The organism is Agromyces sp. NPDC056965 (assembly GCF_042673425.1).
In the GTDB taxonomy this organism is placed as follows: domain Bacteria; phylum Actinomycetota; class Actinomycetes; order Actinomycetales; family Microbacteriaceae; genus Agromyces.
In genome coordinates this window covers 1-15466 of the sequence record NZ_JBHURI010000053.1, presented here as the reverse complement: position 1 = coordinate 15466, position 15466 = coordinate 1, and the positions used below count along the sequence as shown (strand labels likewise).

General features: G+C 70.8%; 16 protein-coding genes. 5 read left to right on the top strand and 11 right to left on the bottom strand.

Translation table 11 applies throughout. The features are described 5' to 3' along the window. Window positions 1-5: 5 nt before the first annotated feature. The gene (locus tag ACFTQE_RS13845; RefSeq protein ID WP_376925623.1) at window positions 6-734 is read right to left on the bottom strand and encodes a gamma-glutamyl-gamma-aminobutyrate hydrolase family protein; all 729 of its coding nucleotides are present in this window, start codon (window positions 732-734) and stop codon (window positions 6-8) included. After that, entirely contained in the window at window positions 731-1693 is a 963-nt protein-coding gene (locus ACFTQE_RS13840; RefSeq protein ID WP_376925622.1) for a cation diffusion facilitator family transporter, read from the bottom strand. The genes ACFTQE_RS13845 and ACFTQE_RS13840 overlap by 4 nt, the downstream gene beginning before the upstream one ends. Before the next feature lie 80 nt (window positions 1694-1773). Here ACFTQE_RS13840 and proC point away from each other — a divergent pair, with 80 nt between their 5' ends. Beyond that, window positions 1774-2625, top strand: coding sequence for a pyrroline-5-carboxylate reductase (gene proC, locus ACFTQE_RS13835; RefSeq protein ID WP_376925621.1), 852 nt, complete (start codon window positions 1774-1776; stop codon window positions 2623-2625). Next, window positions 2622-4286 (top strand): beta-N-acetylhexosaminidase, encoded by a 1665-nt coding sequence (locus ACFTQE_RS13830; protein ID WP_376925620.1) that lies wholly within the window; start codon window positions 2622-2624, stop codon window positions 4284-4286. Before proC ends, ACFTQE_RS13830 begins: the two co-directional genes overlap by 4 nt. Window positions 4287-4401: 115 nt before the next feature. Here the strand turns inward: ACFTQE_RS13830 and ACFTQE_RS13825 are convergent, their stop codons facing one another. After that, window positions 4402-4653, bottom strand: coding sequence for a hypothetical protein (locus ACFTQE_RS13825; RefSeq protein WP_376925619.1), 252 nt, complete (start codon window positions 4651-4653; stop codon window positions 4402-4404). Between the two features lie 169 nt (window positions 4654-4822). Here ACFTQE_RS13825 and ACFTQE_RS13820 point away from each other — a divergent pair, with 169 nt between their 5' ends. Further along, on the top strand, window positions 4823-4945 hold the full coding sequence (locus tag ACFTQE_RS13820) for a hypothetical protein (RefSeq protein ID WP_281371162.1): 123 nt from the start codon (window positions 4823-4825) through the stop codon (window positions 4943-4945). Window positions 4946-5025: 80 nt separating this feature from the next. Here ACFTQE_RS13820 and rlmC read toward each other — a convergent pair whose 3' ends face one another. Further along, the gene (rlmC, locus tag ACFTQE_RS13815) at window positions 5026-6150 is read right to left on the bottom strand and encodes a 23S rRNA (uracil(747)-C(5))-methyltransferase RlmC (protein WP_376925618.1); all 1125 of its coding nucleotides are present in this window, start codon (window positions 6148-6150) and stop codon (window positions 5026-5028) included. A gap of 32 nt (window positions 6151-6182) precedes the next feature. On the opposite strand from rlmC, the gene ACFTQE_RS13810 reads away from it, so the two are divergent. After that, window positions 6183-6776, top strand: a complete 594-nt coding sequence (locus ACFTQE_RS13810) for a DUF402 domain-containing protein (protein WP_376925617.1) — start codon at window positions 6183-6185, stop codon at window positions 6774-6776. A gap of 14 nt (window positions 6777-6790) precedes the next feature. On the opposite strand, the gene ACFTQE_RS13805 is transcribed toward ACFTQE_RS13810, so the two are convergent. The 7 genes from ACFTQE_RS13805 to ACFTQE_RS13775 form a co-directional block, all read right to left on the bottom strand. Beyond that, window positions 6791-7501, bottom strand: a complete 711-nt coding sequence (locus ACFTQE_RS13805; protein ID WP_376925616.1) for a response regulator — start codon at window positions 7499-7501, stop codon at window positions 6791-6793. Next, window positions 7498-10014: an ATP-binding protein gene (locus ACFTQE_RS13800; RefSeq protein WP_376925615.1), complete on the bottom strand. Its 2517-nt coding sequence runs from the start codon at window positions 10012-10014 to the stop codon at window positions 7498-7500. The genes ACFTQE_RS13805 and ACFTQE_RS13800 overlap by 4 nt, the downstream gene beginning before the upstream one ends. A gap of 4 nt (window positions 10015-10018) precedes the next feature. After that, entirely contained in the window at window positions 10019-10627 is a 609-nt protein-coding gene (kdpC, locus tag ACFTQE_RS13795; RefSeq protein ID WP_376925614.1) for a potassium-transporting ATPase subunit KdpC, read from the bottom strand. A gap of 23 nt (window positions 10628-10650) precedes the next feature. Then, on the bottom strand, window positions 10651-12768 hold the full coding sequence (gene kdpB / locus ACFTQE_RS13790) for a potassium-transporting ATPase subunit KdpB (protein ID WP_376925634.1): 2118 nt from the start codon (window positions 12766-12768) through the stop codon (window positions 10651-10653). 61 nt (window positions 12769-12829) lie between these two features. Further along, window positions 12830-14503 carry a potassium-transporting ATPase subunit KdpA gene (gene kdpA, locus ACFTQE_RS13785; RefSeq protein WP_376925613.1) on the bottom strand — a complete coding sequence of 558 codons (1674 nt, stop codon included), beginning with the start codon at window positions 14501-14503 and terminating at the stop codon, window positions 12830-12832. Next, entirely contained in the window at window positions 14503-14592 is a 90-nt protein-coding gene (locus ACFTQE_RS13780; RefSeq protein WP_022891167.1) for a potassium-transporting ATPase subunit F, read from the bottom strand. The genes kdpA and ACFTQE_RS13780 overlap by 1 nt, the downstream gene beginning before the upstream one ends. Then, a complete protein-coding gene (locus tag ACFTQE_RS13775; protein WP_376925612.1) occupies window positions 14589-14780 on the bottom strand; it encodes a hypothetical protein in 192 nt (63 codons plus the stop codon). Before ACFTQE_RS13775 ends, ACFTQE_RS13780 begins: the two co-directional genes overlap by 4 nt. A gap of 259 nt (window positions 14781-15039) precedes the next feature. Between ACFTQE_RS13775 and ACFTQE_RS13770 the strand changes: the two genes are divergently transcribed. After that, window positions 15040-15423 (top strand): hypothetical protein, encoded by a 384-nt coding sequence (locus ACFTQE_RS13770; protein WP_376925611.1) that lies wholly within the window; start codon window positions 15040-15042, stop codon window positions 15421-15423. The last annotated feature ends 43 nt before the right edge of the window (window positions 15424-15466 follow it).

The window sequence follows — 15466 nt, the reverse complement described above, 5'->3', positions numbered from 1 at the left end:
CGGGGCTACGCGGCGTGCGTGCCGCGCACCGCGAGCCCCTCGAGGTACTCGCCGAGCAGCCGAGCGGATGCCTCCTGCGCGAGCGGCCCGTACGACGCGCGCTCCTCGCGGAGCCGTTCGCGGCTGAGGCCGTACTCGGGCAGCTCGTCGCCCCACTCCCGCAGCCAGTCCTCGTGGATCTCGTCGGTGACCTCGGGGTGGAACTGCACGGCGAGGAGCCACTCGCCCTTCGCGAAGGCCTGGTTCTCGTAGGCGCCCGACGAGGCGAGTCGTTCGACGCCCTCGGGCAGCTCGAAGGTGTCGCCGTGCCACTGCACCGTCGGGACCCCGGCGAAGTGCCGAACCGGGGAGTTCGCACCGGCCTCGGTCGGTTCGACCGTCAGCCAGCCGACCTCCTTCCTCGGCCCCTTGAAGACCTCGGCGCCGAGCGTCTTCGCGAGCAGCTGGGCCCCGAGGCAGACGCCGAAGATCGGGGCCTCCGCCTCGATGCGGGTGCGCAGCAGCGCGATCTCGTCGGACAGGTACGGGTAGCGGTCGGTCTCGTACGCGCCCTCGTCGCCGCCGAGCACGACGACGAGCTCGGGCGCCAGGGCGTCGAGCGCCGAGACATCCGTCGACGGGGCGTCGACCGTGACGATCTCGTAGCCGTGCGCCTCGAGCGTCGGGCCGAGGTTGCCGAGGCCGATCGCGGAGTCGTGGCGCAGCACCAGGGCGGTGCCGCGGGCTCGCGTCACTCGAGGCCCTTGATGACGATGGCGTCGGTGGGCGGGGCCGGGTGGTTCGGCTCGACGTAGACGTCGGGCTCGATGTAGATGGCACGTGCCGACGGCACCGCGTCGCGGATGCGCTGCTCGATCACGTTGGTCGCCGCCGACACCTCGAGCAGGCGCTGGTCGGCGGTGAACCCGAGCTTGGCGGCGATGAGCAGCTCATCGGGGCCGAGGTAGAGGGTCTTCATGTGGATGATGCGCTCGGCCTCGGGGCCGGCGAGGATCGCCTGCTCGATGCGCGTGAGGTCGTCGTCGTTGGCGCCCTCGCCGACGAGGAGCGACTTCGTCTCGATGCCGAGCACGATCGCCACGAGCACGAGGAGGGTACCGATCATGAGCGTGCCGACGGCGTCGAAGACCGGGTTGCCGGTGAGCACCGTGAGCCCGACGGCGAGGAAGGCGAAGACGAGGCCGATGAGGGCCGCGACGTCTTCGAGCAGCACGACGGGCAGCTCGGGCGCCTTCGCCCGGCGCACGAACTGCACCCAGCTCTGGCGGCCGCGGATGTGGTTCGACTCCTTCACCGCGGTGCGCAGCGAGAACGACTCGAGCACGATCGCGATCGAGAGCACGAGCAGCGGCAGCCACGCGTTCTCGAGCTCGTGCGGGTGCGTCAGCTTGTCGACGCCCTCGTAGATCGAGAAGATGCCGCCGACCGAGAACAGGATGATCGACACGACGAAGGCGTAGACGTAGCGCTCGCGGCCGTAGCCGAAGGGGTGCTCCTTGTCGGCGGCCTTCTTCGCCTTGCGACCGCCGAGGATCAGCAGCAGCTGGTTGCCGGCGTCGGCGAGCGAGTGCACGCCCTCGGCGAGCATCGAGGCGGAGCCCGAGAAGAACCACGCGATGAACTTCGTCAGGGCGATGCCCGTGTTCGCGAGGAATGCCGCGATGATGGCCTTGGTGCCGCCCGATGCGCTCATGGAGCAATCCTAAAGGTCGGTACCGGGCCGAATCATCCGCGCGGGACCACAGCATCGGGCCCCGAATCTAGGATGGTCGCATGAGTGCCGAGGCCCCCGTCAGACTGCCCGCGATCGCGTTCCTGGGGGCCGGTTCCATGGCCCGCGCCATCCTCACCGGCCTGTTGCAGCCCGGCATCGAGGTCGACGGCGGAATCCGTGCGACGAATCGCAGCGCCGAGAAGGCGGCCGAGCTCGCCGCGCTTCCCGATGTAGTCGCGTACGCGACCGAGACGGATGCCGCGGCCAACCGTGCGGCCGTCGCCGGGGCGAAGCTCGTGGTCGTCGCCGTGAAGCCCGCGATGGTGCCGGCCCTCCTCGAGGAGATCGCCGACGCACTCGAGCCGGGCGCGATCGTCGTGAGCGTCGCGGCCGGTGTCACGGTCGCGACGTTCGAGTCGCTGCTGCCCGCGTCGGTCTCCGTCATCCGCTCGATGCCGAACACGCCGGCCGTAGTCGGCCGTGCCGTCACGGGCGTCTCGGCGGGCACGCGGTCGAGCGACGACGACCTCGCGCTCGCCGTGGCGCTCTTCGAGACCGTCGGCGAGGTGCTCGTCGTGCCCGAGGAGCAGATCGACGCGCTCTCGACGATCTCGGGCTCGGGCCCGGCCTACGTCTTCTACCTGATCGAGCAGCTCACGGCCGCGGCGGTCGACAAGGGCTTCACGCCCGAGCAGGCGGCCGTCATGGTCGAGGGCACGTTCCGCGGTGCGAGCGAACTGCTCGCAGCTTCCGACGACGGCCCCGCCGAGCTGCGCCGCCGGGTCACCAGCCCGAAGGGCACGACCGAGCGCGCCGTGGCCGTGCTCGAGGAGGCCGGGTTCAAGCAGACCTTCGACCGTGCGACTGATGCCGCGCTCGCTCGTGCGCGCGAGCTGGCGGCCGGCGCGTGAGCGGGCTCATCCCGAAGCCGCTCTCGTTCGAGGCGCACGGCGGCGAGTTCGTGCTCGGCGCCGACACGGTCATCACGGCGACGGATGCCGCGGCATCCGTCGCGCGTCGACTGCAGGCCGATCTCGGGGCCGCGACGGGCTTCGCCCTGCCGATCATCGAAGCGTCGGTCGACGACCGGCGGGCGGAGCCGGAGCGCGCCGCCTCCGCCGCTGCGGCCGCCATCGCGCTCGCGATCGACCCCGAGCTGCCTCGCGAGGGCTACCGGCTGGAGATCGCGGTCGACGGCGTGCGCCTCGCCGGTGGCTCCGCCGCAGGGCTGTCCTCCGGCACGCTCGCGCTGCGGCAGCTGCTCGGCCCCGACGCCTTCCGCCGGGCGGCGCTGCCCGGTCGGCAGTGGAGCGCCGCGGCATCGGTCACCGTCGACGCTCCGCGATTCGCGTGGCGCGGGTTCATGCTCGATGTCGCGCGCAGCTTCCGGCCGAAGCACGAGGTGCTGCGGCTCGTCGACCTGCTCGCGCTGCACCGGGTCAACGTGCTGCAACTGCACCTGACCGACGACCAGGGCTGGCGCATGGAGATCCGCCGCTACCCGCGCCTCACCGAGGTCGGCGCGTGGCGCCCCGAGTCGCAGCTCGGCCACGGACCGGCGTCGACCGTCGACGGTCGCCCGGTCGGCGGCTTCTACACGCAGGACGACCTGCGCGAGATCGTCGCCTATGCCGCCGAGCGGCACATCGAGGTCGTGCCCGAGATCGAGACGCCCGGGCATGTGCGGGCCGCGCTCGCCGCCCACCCCGAGCTCGGCGTCACGAGCGGGCCCACCGAGGTGTGGACGCGCTACGGCATCAACGACGACGTGCTGAACACCGAGGAATCGACGGTCGAGTTCTTCCGCAACGTGCTCGACGAGGTCATGGAGGTCTTCCCGTCGACCTACATCGCGGTCGGCGGCGACGAGGCCCGCAAGGTGCAGTGGGCGAACGACGCGCGCACGCAGGAGCTCATGGCGGCGCGCGGCCTCGCGACGCCGAACGAGTTGCAGGCGTGGTTCATCCGTCAGCTCGACGCCCACCTGACGGCCGCCGGACGGCGCCTGTACGGCTGGGACGAGGTGCTCGAGGGCCCACTCGACCCCGGCGCGACGATCGCGTCGTGGCGTGGCCTCCGCGGAGCGGAGGTCGCCGTGGCACGCGGCCACGACGTCGTGCTCTGCCCCGACGACTTCGCCTACCTCGACTATCGGCAGTCCGACTCGGCCGACGAGCCGATCCCGGTCGGCACGGTGCAGTCGCTGCGCGACGTCTACGAGTTCGAGCCCCTGCCGGCGGATGCCTCGGAGCCGATGCGGCGCCACGTGCTCGGCGTGCAGGCGAACGCGTGGAGCGAGCACATGGACACGGCGTCACGGGTCGACTACATGGTGTTCCCGCGGCTCGCGGCGTTCGCCGAGGTCGCGTGGAGTGCGCCCGGCAAGGACTGGGCGGGCTTCGAGGCGCGCCTGGCTGCCCTTCTCGCGATCTACGACGCCATCGGGGTCGCGTACCGGCCGCTCGACGGGCCGCACCCGTGGCAGCGGCGACCGGGAGTGCCGGGTGCGCCGCGCGAGAAGGCCGACCGACAGGCCGAGCTCGCCGCGCTGACCGCCGACCTGGTCGAGTGATGCGCGCTGAGGCTGCTCGACGCTCGACGCTCGGCGTGACGCAGGTCGTGCCTGCGCCCCGCCGAGCATGTCGTGCAGTGCGATCGCGCACGTCGTGCACGGGATCGCCTCGTCGTTACAGCGCGGCGTGCGCCCCGCCGGAACGGGCCCTGACGAGCATCTTCGTGAGCCGCACGCTCGCGACGATCACCAGCATGGCGCACACGGCGCTGATGCCCATCGTGAGGCCGGCGTGCAGCACGTCGGGGTGCTCACGGGTGAGCGTCGGGTGCGTCGCGAGTTCGCTCTCGAAACCGGCTGCGAAGCCGATCATGAACAACCAGCTCGCGACGATCGTCGTCGCGAGGAACGGTGGGATTCTCCTCATGTCACCTCCTTTGGCGTGACCTGCCAGTATAGCCCATCTTCAAGAAAATGCCTGAACCGGGCCGGTTTCGAAACGCGGCGCTGCGTCGAAGGCTGCCGAAGTGACTTCCCCTGGGGGGTGGGCTATGGTCATCGGAAGCCCGCCAGCTGATGAAGGGAAGCGAGCCCGTATGTCCGAGAAGAACGCACGCGGAAACACCGCCAAGAAGCAAGCCCAGCTCTCGTTGAAAGAGAAGCGAGCGCTGAAGCGCGAGAAGGCCGAAGACGGCATCGTCAAGCCGCGCAAGCGCTGACGCCGAGGCGGCCGGGCGCGACCAGCCAGGCGTTCGGCCGCCGACTCGGGTCGCGGGCTCAGGCTCCCATCGGTGCGGAGTCAGACTCGCTCGAGCAGCACCATGACCTCGAAGTGCGTCGTCTGCGGGAACATGTCGAAGACCCGGCCTCGAACGGGCCGCAGCGACGGCATCGCCTCGAGGTCGCGCGCGAGCGAGGCCGCGTTGCAGCTCGAATAGAGCACGTGACGAACCGCGGATGCCTCGAGCCATCCGCTCAGTTCACGGCCGATGCCCCGTCGGGGCGGGTTCACGATCACGAGGTCGGGAGCCGTCTCGGCGCCCAGGGCGAAGGCGGTGGCGTCGCCGGCCTCGAACCGCACTCGTGAGAGCGCGGCATCCGTTCGACTGAGTTCTGCGCTGGCGACCGCCTCGACGCTCGTCTCGATTCCGGTGACGGATGCCGCGGCATCCGCGATGTGCAGGGCGAAGCCGCCGACGCCCGAGTAGAGGTCCCACGCCGAATCGGGCGCGAGCGCGCGCACCCAGTCGCGCGCCTCGACGTAGAGCGCCTCGGCGATCTCGGTGTTCGTCTGGAAGAAGCTCTGGGGGCGCAGGTGCATCGTGACTCCGCCGAGTCGCATCGGCAGCGTCGAGGCCTCGGTGAAGACGATCTCGTGCTCGCCCTCGAGCACGGCCTTGTGCTCGGGAAGCACGTTCGCGGTGACCACGCGGGCGTTCGGCAGCTCGGCGAGGAGCCACGGCAGGTGCTTGCGGATGCGGCCGACCGGCTCGGTCGAGCGCACGACGAAGCGGACCATGAGCTCGCCGTCGGGCGACTCGGTGAGGATCAGGTGCTTCAGCTCGCCCGTGCGGCTCGGCACGTCGTACGGCGTGAGCCCGGCCCGCGTGATGAACGCGGCGATCACGGGGAAGGCCGCCCGGTGGCCGGGGGAGCAGATGCCGCACGCCTCGAGGTCGATGCCGTGGCCGTCGGCGTCGAGGATGCCGATCGTCGGCGCCGCCGTCGTGCCGCCGATCACCATCTTCGCCTTGTTGCGGTAGCCGTCTTCGCGGCTGCCGATCGGCGCCAGCCAGTCGAGGCCGTCGTGCGCCCGCAGGAGGTCTTCGGCGTGCCGTTGCTTGTCGGCGAGCTGCCGCTCGTAGGGCTGCCCCATGAGCGAGCACGAGGTGCAGCGCCCGGCGTCGAAGTAGGAGCAGTCCACGGTTCCAGCGTAGGCGCGGATACGGTGGTCGGGTGAGCGCCGACGACCGCCCCAGCACCCCCGGCGCACTCGTGCGCGTTCGCGCGACGAAGTGGGGAGGCCGGCCGCACTGGGAGTTCGACGGGCGCTGGCTCGGCAGGGACGCGCACGGCGACTGGGTGGGGTTCCCGGCCGGCACCGCCTTCGCTCGGCCCGGGAACGCGTTCACGGCGACGTGGGACTCGGTGTCGTGCTTCCCGCGAGCGGGCTGGGCGGCCGGGTTCAACGCGGGGCACCCGCGCGGGCTCGGCACCTACATCGACCTCGCGACGGTTCCCGAATGGCGAGCGGATGCCTCGGGCGCGACGGGGTCGACGGGGTCGACGAGCTCGACGGGGTCGACCGTCTGGACCGTCTCGTACGTCGATCTCGATCTCGACGTCGTCGAGCGCGAGGGTGCGCCGGCGTTCATCGACGACGAAGACGAGTTCGCCGAGCACGCGGTGGAGTTCGACTACCCGGCGGACCTGGTGGCACGCGTGCGTGCCGAGGCGGATGCGGTGCTCGGGGCCGTGCGGCGGCGCGAGGCGCCGTTCGACGGGGCGACGGCTGCGGGGTGGCTCGGGCGCCTGAAGCGGCTCGGCTGAGCTGCGGCCCGACGTCAGGCTTCGGTGGCCTCGGCGGTCCCAGGCTCGAAGCGGTAGCCCATGCCCGGCTCCGTCAGGAAGAACCGCGGCTCCGACGGCGTCGGCTCGAGCTTGCGCCGCAGCTGGGCGACGTAGAGCCGCAGGTACCCGGCATCGTTCGCGTGGAACGGCCCCCACACCTCGCTCAGCAGCATCTGCCGGGTGAGGAGCTTGCCCGGGTTCTTCAGGAACAGCTCGAGCAGGCGCCACTCGGTCGGCGTCAGGCGTACGGATGTCGCGTGGCCCGAGGCATCCGTCGACCTGATGGTCTTCGCGGCGAGGTCGACGGCGAGGGCGCCGATCGCGTAGGCCGCGGCATCCGCTTCGCCGCTCGTCGACCGGGCCCGAGCGCGGATACGGGCGAGCAGCTCGTCCATGGCGAAGGGCTTCGTCACGTAGTCGTCGGCTCCGGCGTCGAGGGCGTCGACCTTCTCGGCGGAATCGGTGCGGCCCGAGAGCACGAGGATCGGCACCTTCGACCAGGCGCGCACCGCTCGGATCACGTCGATGCCGTCGACCTTCGGCATGCCGAGGTCGAGCAGGATCAGGTCGGGGTGCGCGTTCGCGGCGAGGTCGATCGCCTCGGCGCCGTCGCGCGCGGCGACGACCTCGTAGCCACGAGCCGCGAGCGTGATGCGCAGCGCGCGCTGCAACTGGTCGTCGTCGTCGGCGAGGAGGATCCTCATCGCACCTCCTCGGTGGTCGTGGTTGGCGGCGGCGGCGGTGTCGTGGCGGAGGGCAGGGTGACGACCATGGTCAGGCCGCCGCCGGGAGTGTCCTCGACCTCCAGTGTGCCGTCCATTCCCTCGACGAAGCCCTTCGACAGGGCGAGCCCGAGCCCGAGGCCGGTGTCGTTGTCGGTGTCGCCGAGGCGCTGGAACGGCGTGAACACCTCGTCGCGGCGCTCGGCGGGGATGCCGGGGCCGCGGTCGACGACGCGCAGTTCGGTGCGGCCCCGGAACGAGCTCGCCGCGAGGCGAACGCGCTCGCCGTCGGGGCTGTGCCGCACGGCGTTCGCGAGCAGGTTCACGACGACGCGCTGCAGCAGCACGCCGTCGGCGAGCACGGGATCGAGTTCGTCGGCGAGGTCGAGCTCGACGTCGCCGGGGCCGAGGGCGAGCTCGTCGAGGGCCGGGAAGACGACGTCGGCGACCTCGGTCGGGGCGAGGGTGACGGCGAGCGCTCCGGCCTGCACCCGGCTCACGTCGAGCAGGTTGGTGACGAGCTCGGCGAGGGCGTCGAGGCTCTCCGAGGCCGTCGCGAGCAGTTCGTCTCGCTCGGCGGCGGGCAGCTCGACCTCACGGGAGCGCAGCGCGCTGATCGCCGCCGACGCCGAGGTGAGCGGGCGGCGCAGGTCGTGCCCGACGGCGGCGAGCAGGGCCGAGCGCACGCGGTCGGTCTCGACGAGGGCGTCGGCCGCGGAGGCCGCGGTCGCGAGCGCGCCGTGCTCGATCGCGGCATCCATCTGGGCGGCGATGACCTGCAGCAGGCGGCGTTCGGATGCCTCGAGGTCCTGACCGTGCAGTTCGAGCACGCCGCGGCTGCCGATCGGGATCTCGGTGACCCGGTCGTCGCGAGTGGGCTCACCATCGGCGACCCGGGGCGCGCCGTCGATCAGCAGACGCACGCCGGTGAGGCCGAACGCCTCGCGCGTGCGGGTGACCATCGCCTGCAGGGCGTCTTCGCCGCGGAGCACGCTGCCCGCGAGCGTCGCGAGCAGCTGGGATTCGGCGGCCGCACGGCGGGCGATGCGCGTCCGCCGCGCCGCCTGGTCGACGACGTAGCTCACGAGCAGCGCGTTGGCGACGTAGAACACGAGGGCGAGGAGCTGTCTCGGGTCGCTGATCGTGAGCGTGTACGTCGGCTGGACGAAGAGGAAGTTGAGGGTGAGGCCCGAGAGGACCGCCGCGAACAGACCCGGCCAGATGCCGCCGATGAGGGCGACGACGATGACGAGCAGCTGGTAGGCGAGCACGTCGCTCGTGATGGAGGTCTCGGTGTGGAAGATCGTGAGCACCCAGCTGAGCAGCGGCCCGGCGATGAGCGCGACGGCGAAGCCGACGATGAGGCGCTGGCGGCTGAGCGCCCCGCCGAGCTTCGGGAGCGAGAACCCCGAGCCCGCCGCCGCGTGCGTGACGATGTGCACGTCGATGTCGCCCGATTCGCGGATGACGGTCGCCCCGATGCCGGGGCCGGTGAACGCCGCAGCGAGCCGCGAGCGGCGGCTGACGCCGATCACGAGCTGCGTGGCGTTCGCCGCCCGCGCGAAGTCGACGAGCGCACGCGGCACGTCTTCGCCGACGACCTGGTGGAACGTGCCGCCGAGTTGCTCGACGAGGGTGCGCTGGCGATCGAGTGCGCCCGGATGCCGCGCCCGCATGCCGTCGGGATTCGTGACGTGCACCGCGATGAGCTCGCCGCCCGACGAGCGCGAGGCGATGCGCGCACCGCGGCGCAGCAGGGTCTCGCCCTCGGGACCGCCGGTGAGGGCGACGACGACGCGCTCGCGCGCCTCCCACTTGCGGTCGATGCCGTGCTCGACGCGGTAGGCCTTCAGTGCCGAGTCGACCTCGTCGGCGAGCCAGAGCAGTGCGAGCTCGCGGAGCGCGGTGAGGTTGCCGAGCCGGAAGTAGTTCGAGAGTGCTGCGTCGATGCGTTCGGCCGGATAGACGAGACCGCCCGCGAGGCGATCGCGCAGCGCCTGCGGGGCGAGGTCGACGACCTCGATCTGGTCGGCCGCCCGCAGCACGGCGTCGGGGATGGTCTCGCGCTGGGCGACCCCGGTGATCTGCTGCACGACGTCGCCGAGCGACTCGATGTGCTGGGTGTTGACCGTCGAGATGACGTCGATGCCCGCTTCGAGCAGCTCGTCGACGTCCTGCCAGCGCTTCGCGTGCCGGGAGCCCGGCGCATTGGTGTGCGCGAGCTCGTCGACGAGGGCGATCTCGGGCCGGCGCGCGAGCACCGCATCGAGGTCCATCTCGTCGAGTCCCATGCCGCGGTGCTCAACCGTGGTGCGCGGCACCACCTCGAGTCCGCTGACCATCGACGCGGTGGCCTTGCGGCCGTGCGTCTCGACGAATGCGACGACGACGTCGTGGCCCTCGCCCCGGAGCCGTCGGCCCTCTTCGAGCATCGAGTAGGTCTTGCCGACGCCGGGAGCGGCGCCGAGCAGGACCCGAAGCCGCCCCCTTCGCATCGTGCTAGCCCTCCAGCTCTGCGAGGGCGAGGTTCAGCTGCAGCACGTTGACGGTGGGCTCGCCCAGGTACCCGAGATCCCGTGCCTGAATCCTAGACTCCACGAGTTCGCGCACCTCGGATTCGGGGAGCCCGCGCTCGGCGGCGACCCGCGCCACCTGCAGCAGGGCGTACTCGGGGCTGATGTGCGGGTCGAGACCGGATGCCGATGCGGTGACGGCGTCGGCCGGGACATCCGCTTCGGAGACCCCGTTGAACTCGGCGACCTGCGCCTTCCGCTCCTCGATCGCTGCGATGAGGTCGGCGTTCTCGGGGCCCCAGTTGCTGCCGCTCGATGCACCGCCGTCGTAGCCGTCGCCGGCCGCCGACGGGCGGGGCTGGAACCACTCGGGCAGCGGGTTGCCGTCGGCATCCGAGAACGACTGGCCGATGAGCGAGGAGCCGACGACCTCGTCGCCCGAGCGGACGACCGAGCCGTTCGCCTGGGCGGGCAGGACGACCTGCCCGATGCCCGTGACGACGATCGTGTAGGCGACGCCGAGCACGAGCGTGAAGACGAGCATCGCGCGGACCGCGACCCAGTGGGTGCGTACCGCCGTGCGTGTGGAACTCATTGGGATGTCCTTTCGCCCCGGGCCTAGAAGCCCGGGATGAGGCTGACGACGAGGTCGATCAGCTTGATGCCGATGAAGGGAGCGATGATGCCGCCGAGGCCGTAGACCAGCAGGTTGCGGCTGAGGATCGCGGACGCGCCGCCGGCCTTGTACTTGACGCCGCGGAGCGCGAGCGGGATCAGGATCACGATGATGATCGCGTTGAAGATGATCGCCGACAGGATCGCCGAGGCGGGGGAGTGCAGCTGCATGATGTTCAGCACCGCGAGCCCCGGGAAGACGCCCGCGAACATCGCCGGGATGATCGCGAAGTACTTCGCGACGTCGTTGGCGATCGAGAACGTCGTGAGCGCGCCGCGAGTGATGAGGAGCTGCTTGCCGATGCGCACGATCTCGATGAGCTTCGTCGGGTCGCTGTCGAGGTCGACCATGTTGCCGGCCTCCTTCGCGGCCGACGTGCCCGTGTTCATCGCGACGCCGACATCGGCCTGCGCGAGCGCCGGTGCGTCGTTCGTGCCGTCGCCCGTCATGGCGACGAGGTTGCCGCCCGCCTGCTCGCGCCTGATGAGCGCCATCTTGTCTTCGGGGGTCGCCTCGGCCAGGTAGTCGTCGACGCCGGCCTCGGCCGCGATGGCCTTCGCGGTGAGCGGGTTGTCGCCCGTGATCATGACCGTGCGAATGCCCATCTCGCGGAGCTCGGCGAAGCGCTCGGTGAGGCCGTCCTTGACGACGTCCTTCAGGTGCACGACGCCGAGGAGGCGCGCCTCGCCGTTCGCGTCCTTCGCGGCGACGACGAGCGGCGTGCCGCCGCTGTTCGAGATCGCCTCGACGCGCTGCTCGAGCTCGTCGAACGTGCTCGATGCGATGCGGCCGGAGCCCTCGACCCACGCGATGACCGCCGACCCGGCGCCCTTGCGGATGCTCGAGCCGTCGGGCAGGTCGAGTCCCGACATGCGGGTCTGCGCCGTGAACGGCACGACCTCGCCGGCGGGCGCATCATCGAAGCGGATGCCGCGCTCAGCCGCCAGGTCGACGATCGACGATCCCTCGGGGGTCGGGTCGGCGAGCGACGAGAGGGCCGCTGCGCGCTCGAGTTCGGAGACCTCGACGCCCGGCATCGGCACGAACTCGCTCGCCCGGCGGTTGCCGTACGTGATGGTGCCCGTCTTGTCGAGGAGCAGCGTCGTGACGTCGCCGGCCGCCTCGACGGCGCGGCCCGACATCGCGAGCACGTTGCGCTGCACGAGACGGTCCATGCCCGCGATGCCGATGGCCGAGAGCAGGGCGCCGATCGTCGTCGGGATGAGACAGACGAGAAGCGCGATGAGCACCGGGATCGAGACCGGCGACGCCGCGTAGGAGGCGATCGGGTTCAGGGTCAGGGTGACGATCACGAAGATGATCGAGAGGCTCGCGAGCAGGATGTTGAGCGCGATCTCGTTCGGCGTCTTCTGGCGCGATGCGCCCTCGACGAGCGCGATCATGCGATCGACGAAGGTCTCGCCGGGCTTCGACGTGATGCGTACGACGATGCGGTCGGAGAGCACGCGGGTGCCACCCGTGACCGCCGAGCGGTCGCCGCCCGATTCGCGCACGACCGGGGCCGACTCGCCCGTGATCGCCGACTCGTCGACCGAGGCGATGCCGAAGATGATGTCGCCGTCGCCAGGGATCGACTCGCCCGCCGTCACGACGACGATGTCGCCGAGCCGGAGGTCGCCCGAGGGGACCTCGGCGATCGCGGTGCGTTCGGCTGCGGCATCCGCGACCTCGTCGTACGTCGTGACGCGGCGGGCGACCGTCGACGTGCGGGTCTGCCGCAGGGTGTCGGCCTGCGCCTTGCCACGGCCCTCGGCCACCGACTCCGCGAGGTTCGCGAAGAGCACGGTGAGCCAGAGCCAGACGGCGATCGCCCAGGTGAACGAGAGCGGCACGGCGGTGCCGCCCGAGGAGCCGGGGCCGCCGGCGAACGGCTCGGCGATCGCGAGCACGGTCGTGAGCGCGGCGCCGACCTCGACGAGGAACATGACGGGGTTGTGCCACATCTGCCTCGGGTCGAGCTTGCGGAATGCGCCGGGCAGGGCCTGCACGACCTGCGCGGGCCCGAAGGCGCCGGCGGGGCGCTTCGAGGGGGAGCCCATCTGACGCGGCGTGTGCTCGGCCAGCGGTTCAGGGGCCGAGGCGGTGGAGACGGTGGACATTTCAGTTCAGCCCTTCAGCCAGGGGACCCAGCGTGAGAACGGGGAAATACGTGAGCGCGGTCACGATGACGGTGACGCCCACGAGGAGGCCGAAGAACTGCGGCCGGTGGGTGGGCAGGGTGCCCGCGGTCGCGGGAACCTTGTCCTGCGCGGCGAGCGAGCCGGCGAGGGCGAGCACGAGCACGATCGGGATGAATCGGCCGAGCAGCATCGCGACGCCGAGCGCCGTGTTGAACCACGGCGTGTTCGCCGTCAGGCCGGCGAACGCCGAGCCGTTGTTGTTCGACGCGCTCGTGAACGCGTAGAGCACCTCGCTCATGCCGTGGATGCCGGGGTTCCAGATCGACACCGACTCGACGTCCTCGCGGATGCCGGGGATCGCGAAGCTGAGGGCGGTGCCCACGAGCACGAGCGTCGGCGTGACGAGGATGTAGAGGCTCGCGAGCTTGATCTCACGCGGCCCGATCTTCTTGCCGAGGTACTCGGGCGTGCGTCCGACGAGGAGGCCGGCGATGAACACCGCGATGATCGCGAGCACGAGCATGCCGTACAGGCCCGAGCCGACGCCGCCGGGGGCGACCTCGCCGAGCATCATGTTGAGCATCGGCATCATGCCGCCGAGGGCGGTGAACGAGTCGTGCATCGAGTTGACGGCGCCGGTCGAGGTGAGCGTCGACGTGGTGCCGAAGAGCGTCGAGCCGAAGATGCCGAAGCGCGCCTCCTTGCCCTCGAGCGCGCCGCCGGCGAGTTCGGGTGCCGTGCCATTGCCACCGGCCTCGAGTGCGCTGAGCGCCACGAGCGAGACGACGTAGAGCGTCGCCATGACCGCGAGGATCGCGTAGCCCTGCTTGTTCGAGCCGACCATCTTGCCGAAGGTGCGCGGCAGGGCGAAGGGGATCGCGAGCATGAGCACGTTCTGGAAGAGGCTCGTCCATGCGGTCGGGTTCTCGAACGGGTGGGCGGAGTTCACGTTGAAGAACCCGCCGCCGTTCGTGCCGAGCAGCTTGATGACCTCTTGCGAGGCCACCGGGCCGCCGGGCACGTTCTGCGTGTTGCCCGCGAGCGTCGTGATCTCGGTGAAGCCGTTGAAGTTCTGCACGACGCCGCCGATGAGCAGCACAATCGCGCCGATGACCGAGAGCGGCAGCAGCAGGCGGAACGAGCCGCGGAACAGGTCGACCCAGAAGTTGCCGATCGTGCCCGAGTTCCGGCGCGCGAATCCGCGCACGAGCGCCACGGCCACGGCGATGCCGACGGCCGCCGAGACGAAGTTCTGCACGGCGAGGCCCGCGAGCTGCACGGTGTAGCCCATCGTGAGCTCGGGGGAGTACGACTGCCAGTTCGTGTTCGCGACGAAGGATGCCGCGGTGTTGAACGACAGCCCTTCGGGCACGGCCGGCAGGCCGAGCGAGTAGGGGAGCACCGCCTGGGCGCGCTGCAGCACGTACACGAACAGCAGGCCGATGACCGAGAACGCGAGCACGCCGCGGAGGTAGGCGGGCCACGACTGCTCGGCGCGCGGGTCGACGCCGATGAGGCGGTAGAGGCCGCGCTCGAACCGCCAGTCGCGGTCGCTCGTGTAGAGGCGCGCCATGTAGTCGCCGAGCGGGCGGTAGAGGAGCGCGAGGATCAGGGCGAGGGTGGCCGCCTGCAGGACGGCGAACAACGCATCCATCAGAACCGCTCAGGTTTGACGAGGGCGTACACGAGGTACACCACAGCGGCGACACCCAGCGCGGCAGCGAGGAGTTCGAAGAAGATCACAGCTTCTCGACCCCCCTGGCGATGAGGCCGACGAGTACGAACACGGCGATGATGCCGAGAATGTAGACGACGTCGAGCACGAAGACTCCAGATTCACGATGACGCGAGCCGCAGGCGCGGCAGGCGGGCAGCAGTTCACTGCACCTGCGATGCAACACCCGAGCGGATGCCGCTGCGCCGATCCTCACGGACCCCTAACGCCTCCTCGGGCGATCCGAATGCGCCGCTCACGACGATGGGGACGGGTCGCTCGGAACCCGTCAGGGAACCGATCAGGTCCGTACGGATCCCGTTGACGCGCGCGCTCGGGGCGCTACCCGGATCTACACCTGAATCATGACCTCGGTTCTCGCATTCAGTACCAGCAGCTCTCGGCCGGGAACGGGAGGGAACTGGCCCCGGCACACCACGGCCACCGCTGATGACGTCGTCGTCTCGGGGGTCTCCATGCTTCGCCTCGTCGAGCTGTGCGGCACGCCGTGCGTGCACACGGCGACGGCGTCCGATGCCGCAGAGGCGACCGATCACGACGGGGCGGCGCGGCCGCTCGACGTCTCGGTCGTCGTCGTGCGGGTCACGAGCGTGCGAGGCCGCGGCGCAGAGCGCGTCGTCGAGGTCGACGGACGGCTCGACGGATGCGACGCCTGCTGGTTCGAGCTGCGGATGATCGGCCGCGCGAGCACGGTTCCGGCGATCGCCGTCGGTCTGCTGACGCCGTCGGAGCCGGGTGCCGGCACCCAGGTGTCGCTCCCGGCCGACATCGCCGCCGGCGACCTCATCGCGGTGCCGTGCGGGCATGTCAGCGCGCTGCGGGACATCCGCAGAGGCTGACCTCTCGCACCTGGGAAACGGCGGATGCCGCGTGCTTCGGCAC

Bases quoted from the DNA above. Each gene is read 5' to 3' on its own strand.
- ACFTQE_RS13840 (WP_376925622.1), bottom strand. From the start codon at position 1,693: ATGAGCGCATCGGGCGGCACCAAGGCCATCATCGCGGCATTCCTCGCG.
- proC (WP_376925621.1), top strand. From the start codon at position 1,774: ATGAGTGCCGAGGCCCCCGTCAGACTGCCCGCGATCGCGTTCCTGGGG.
- ACFTQE_RS13825 (WP_376925619.1), bottom strand. From the start codon at position 4,653: ATGAGGAGAATCCCACCGTTCCTCGCGACGACGATCGTCGCGAGCTGG.
- ACFTQE_RS13820 (WP_281371162.1), top strand. From the start codon at position 4,823: ATGTCCGAGAAGAACGCACGCGGAAACACCGCCAAGAAGCAAGCCCAG.
- ACFTQE_RS13805 (WP_376925616.1), bottom strand. From the start codon at position 7,501: ATGAGGATCCTCCTCGCCGACGACGACGACCAGTTGCAGCGCGCGCTG.
- ACFTQE_RS13800 (WP_376925615.1), bottom strand. From the start codon at position 10,014: ATGCGAAGGGGGCGGCTTCGGGTCCTGCTCGGCGCCGCTCCCGGCGTC.
- kdpC (WP_376925614.1), bottom strand. From the start codon at position 10,627: ATGAGTTCCACACGCACGGCGGTACGCACCCACTGGGTCGCGGTCCGC.
- kdpB (WP_376925634.1), bottom strand. From the start codon at position 12,768: ATGGGCTCCCCCTCGAAGCGCCCCGCCGGCGCCTTCGGGCCCGCGCAG.
- kdpA (WP_376925613.1), bottom strand. From the start codon at position 14,503: ATGGATGCGTTGTTCGCCGTCCTGCAGGCGGCCACCCTCGCCCTGATC.
- ACFTQE_RS13770 (WP_376925611.1), top strand. From the start codon at position 15,040: ATGCTTCGCCTCGTCGAGCTGTGCGGCACGCCGTGCGTGCACACGGCG.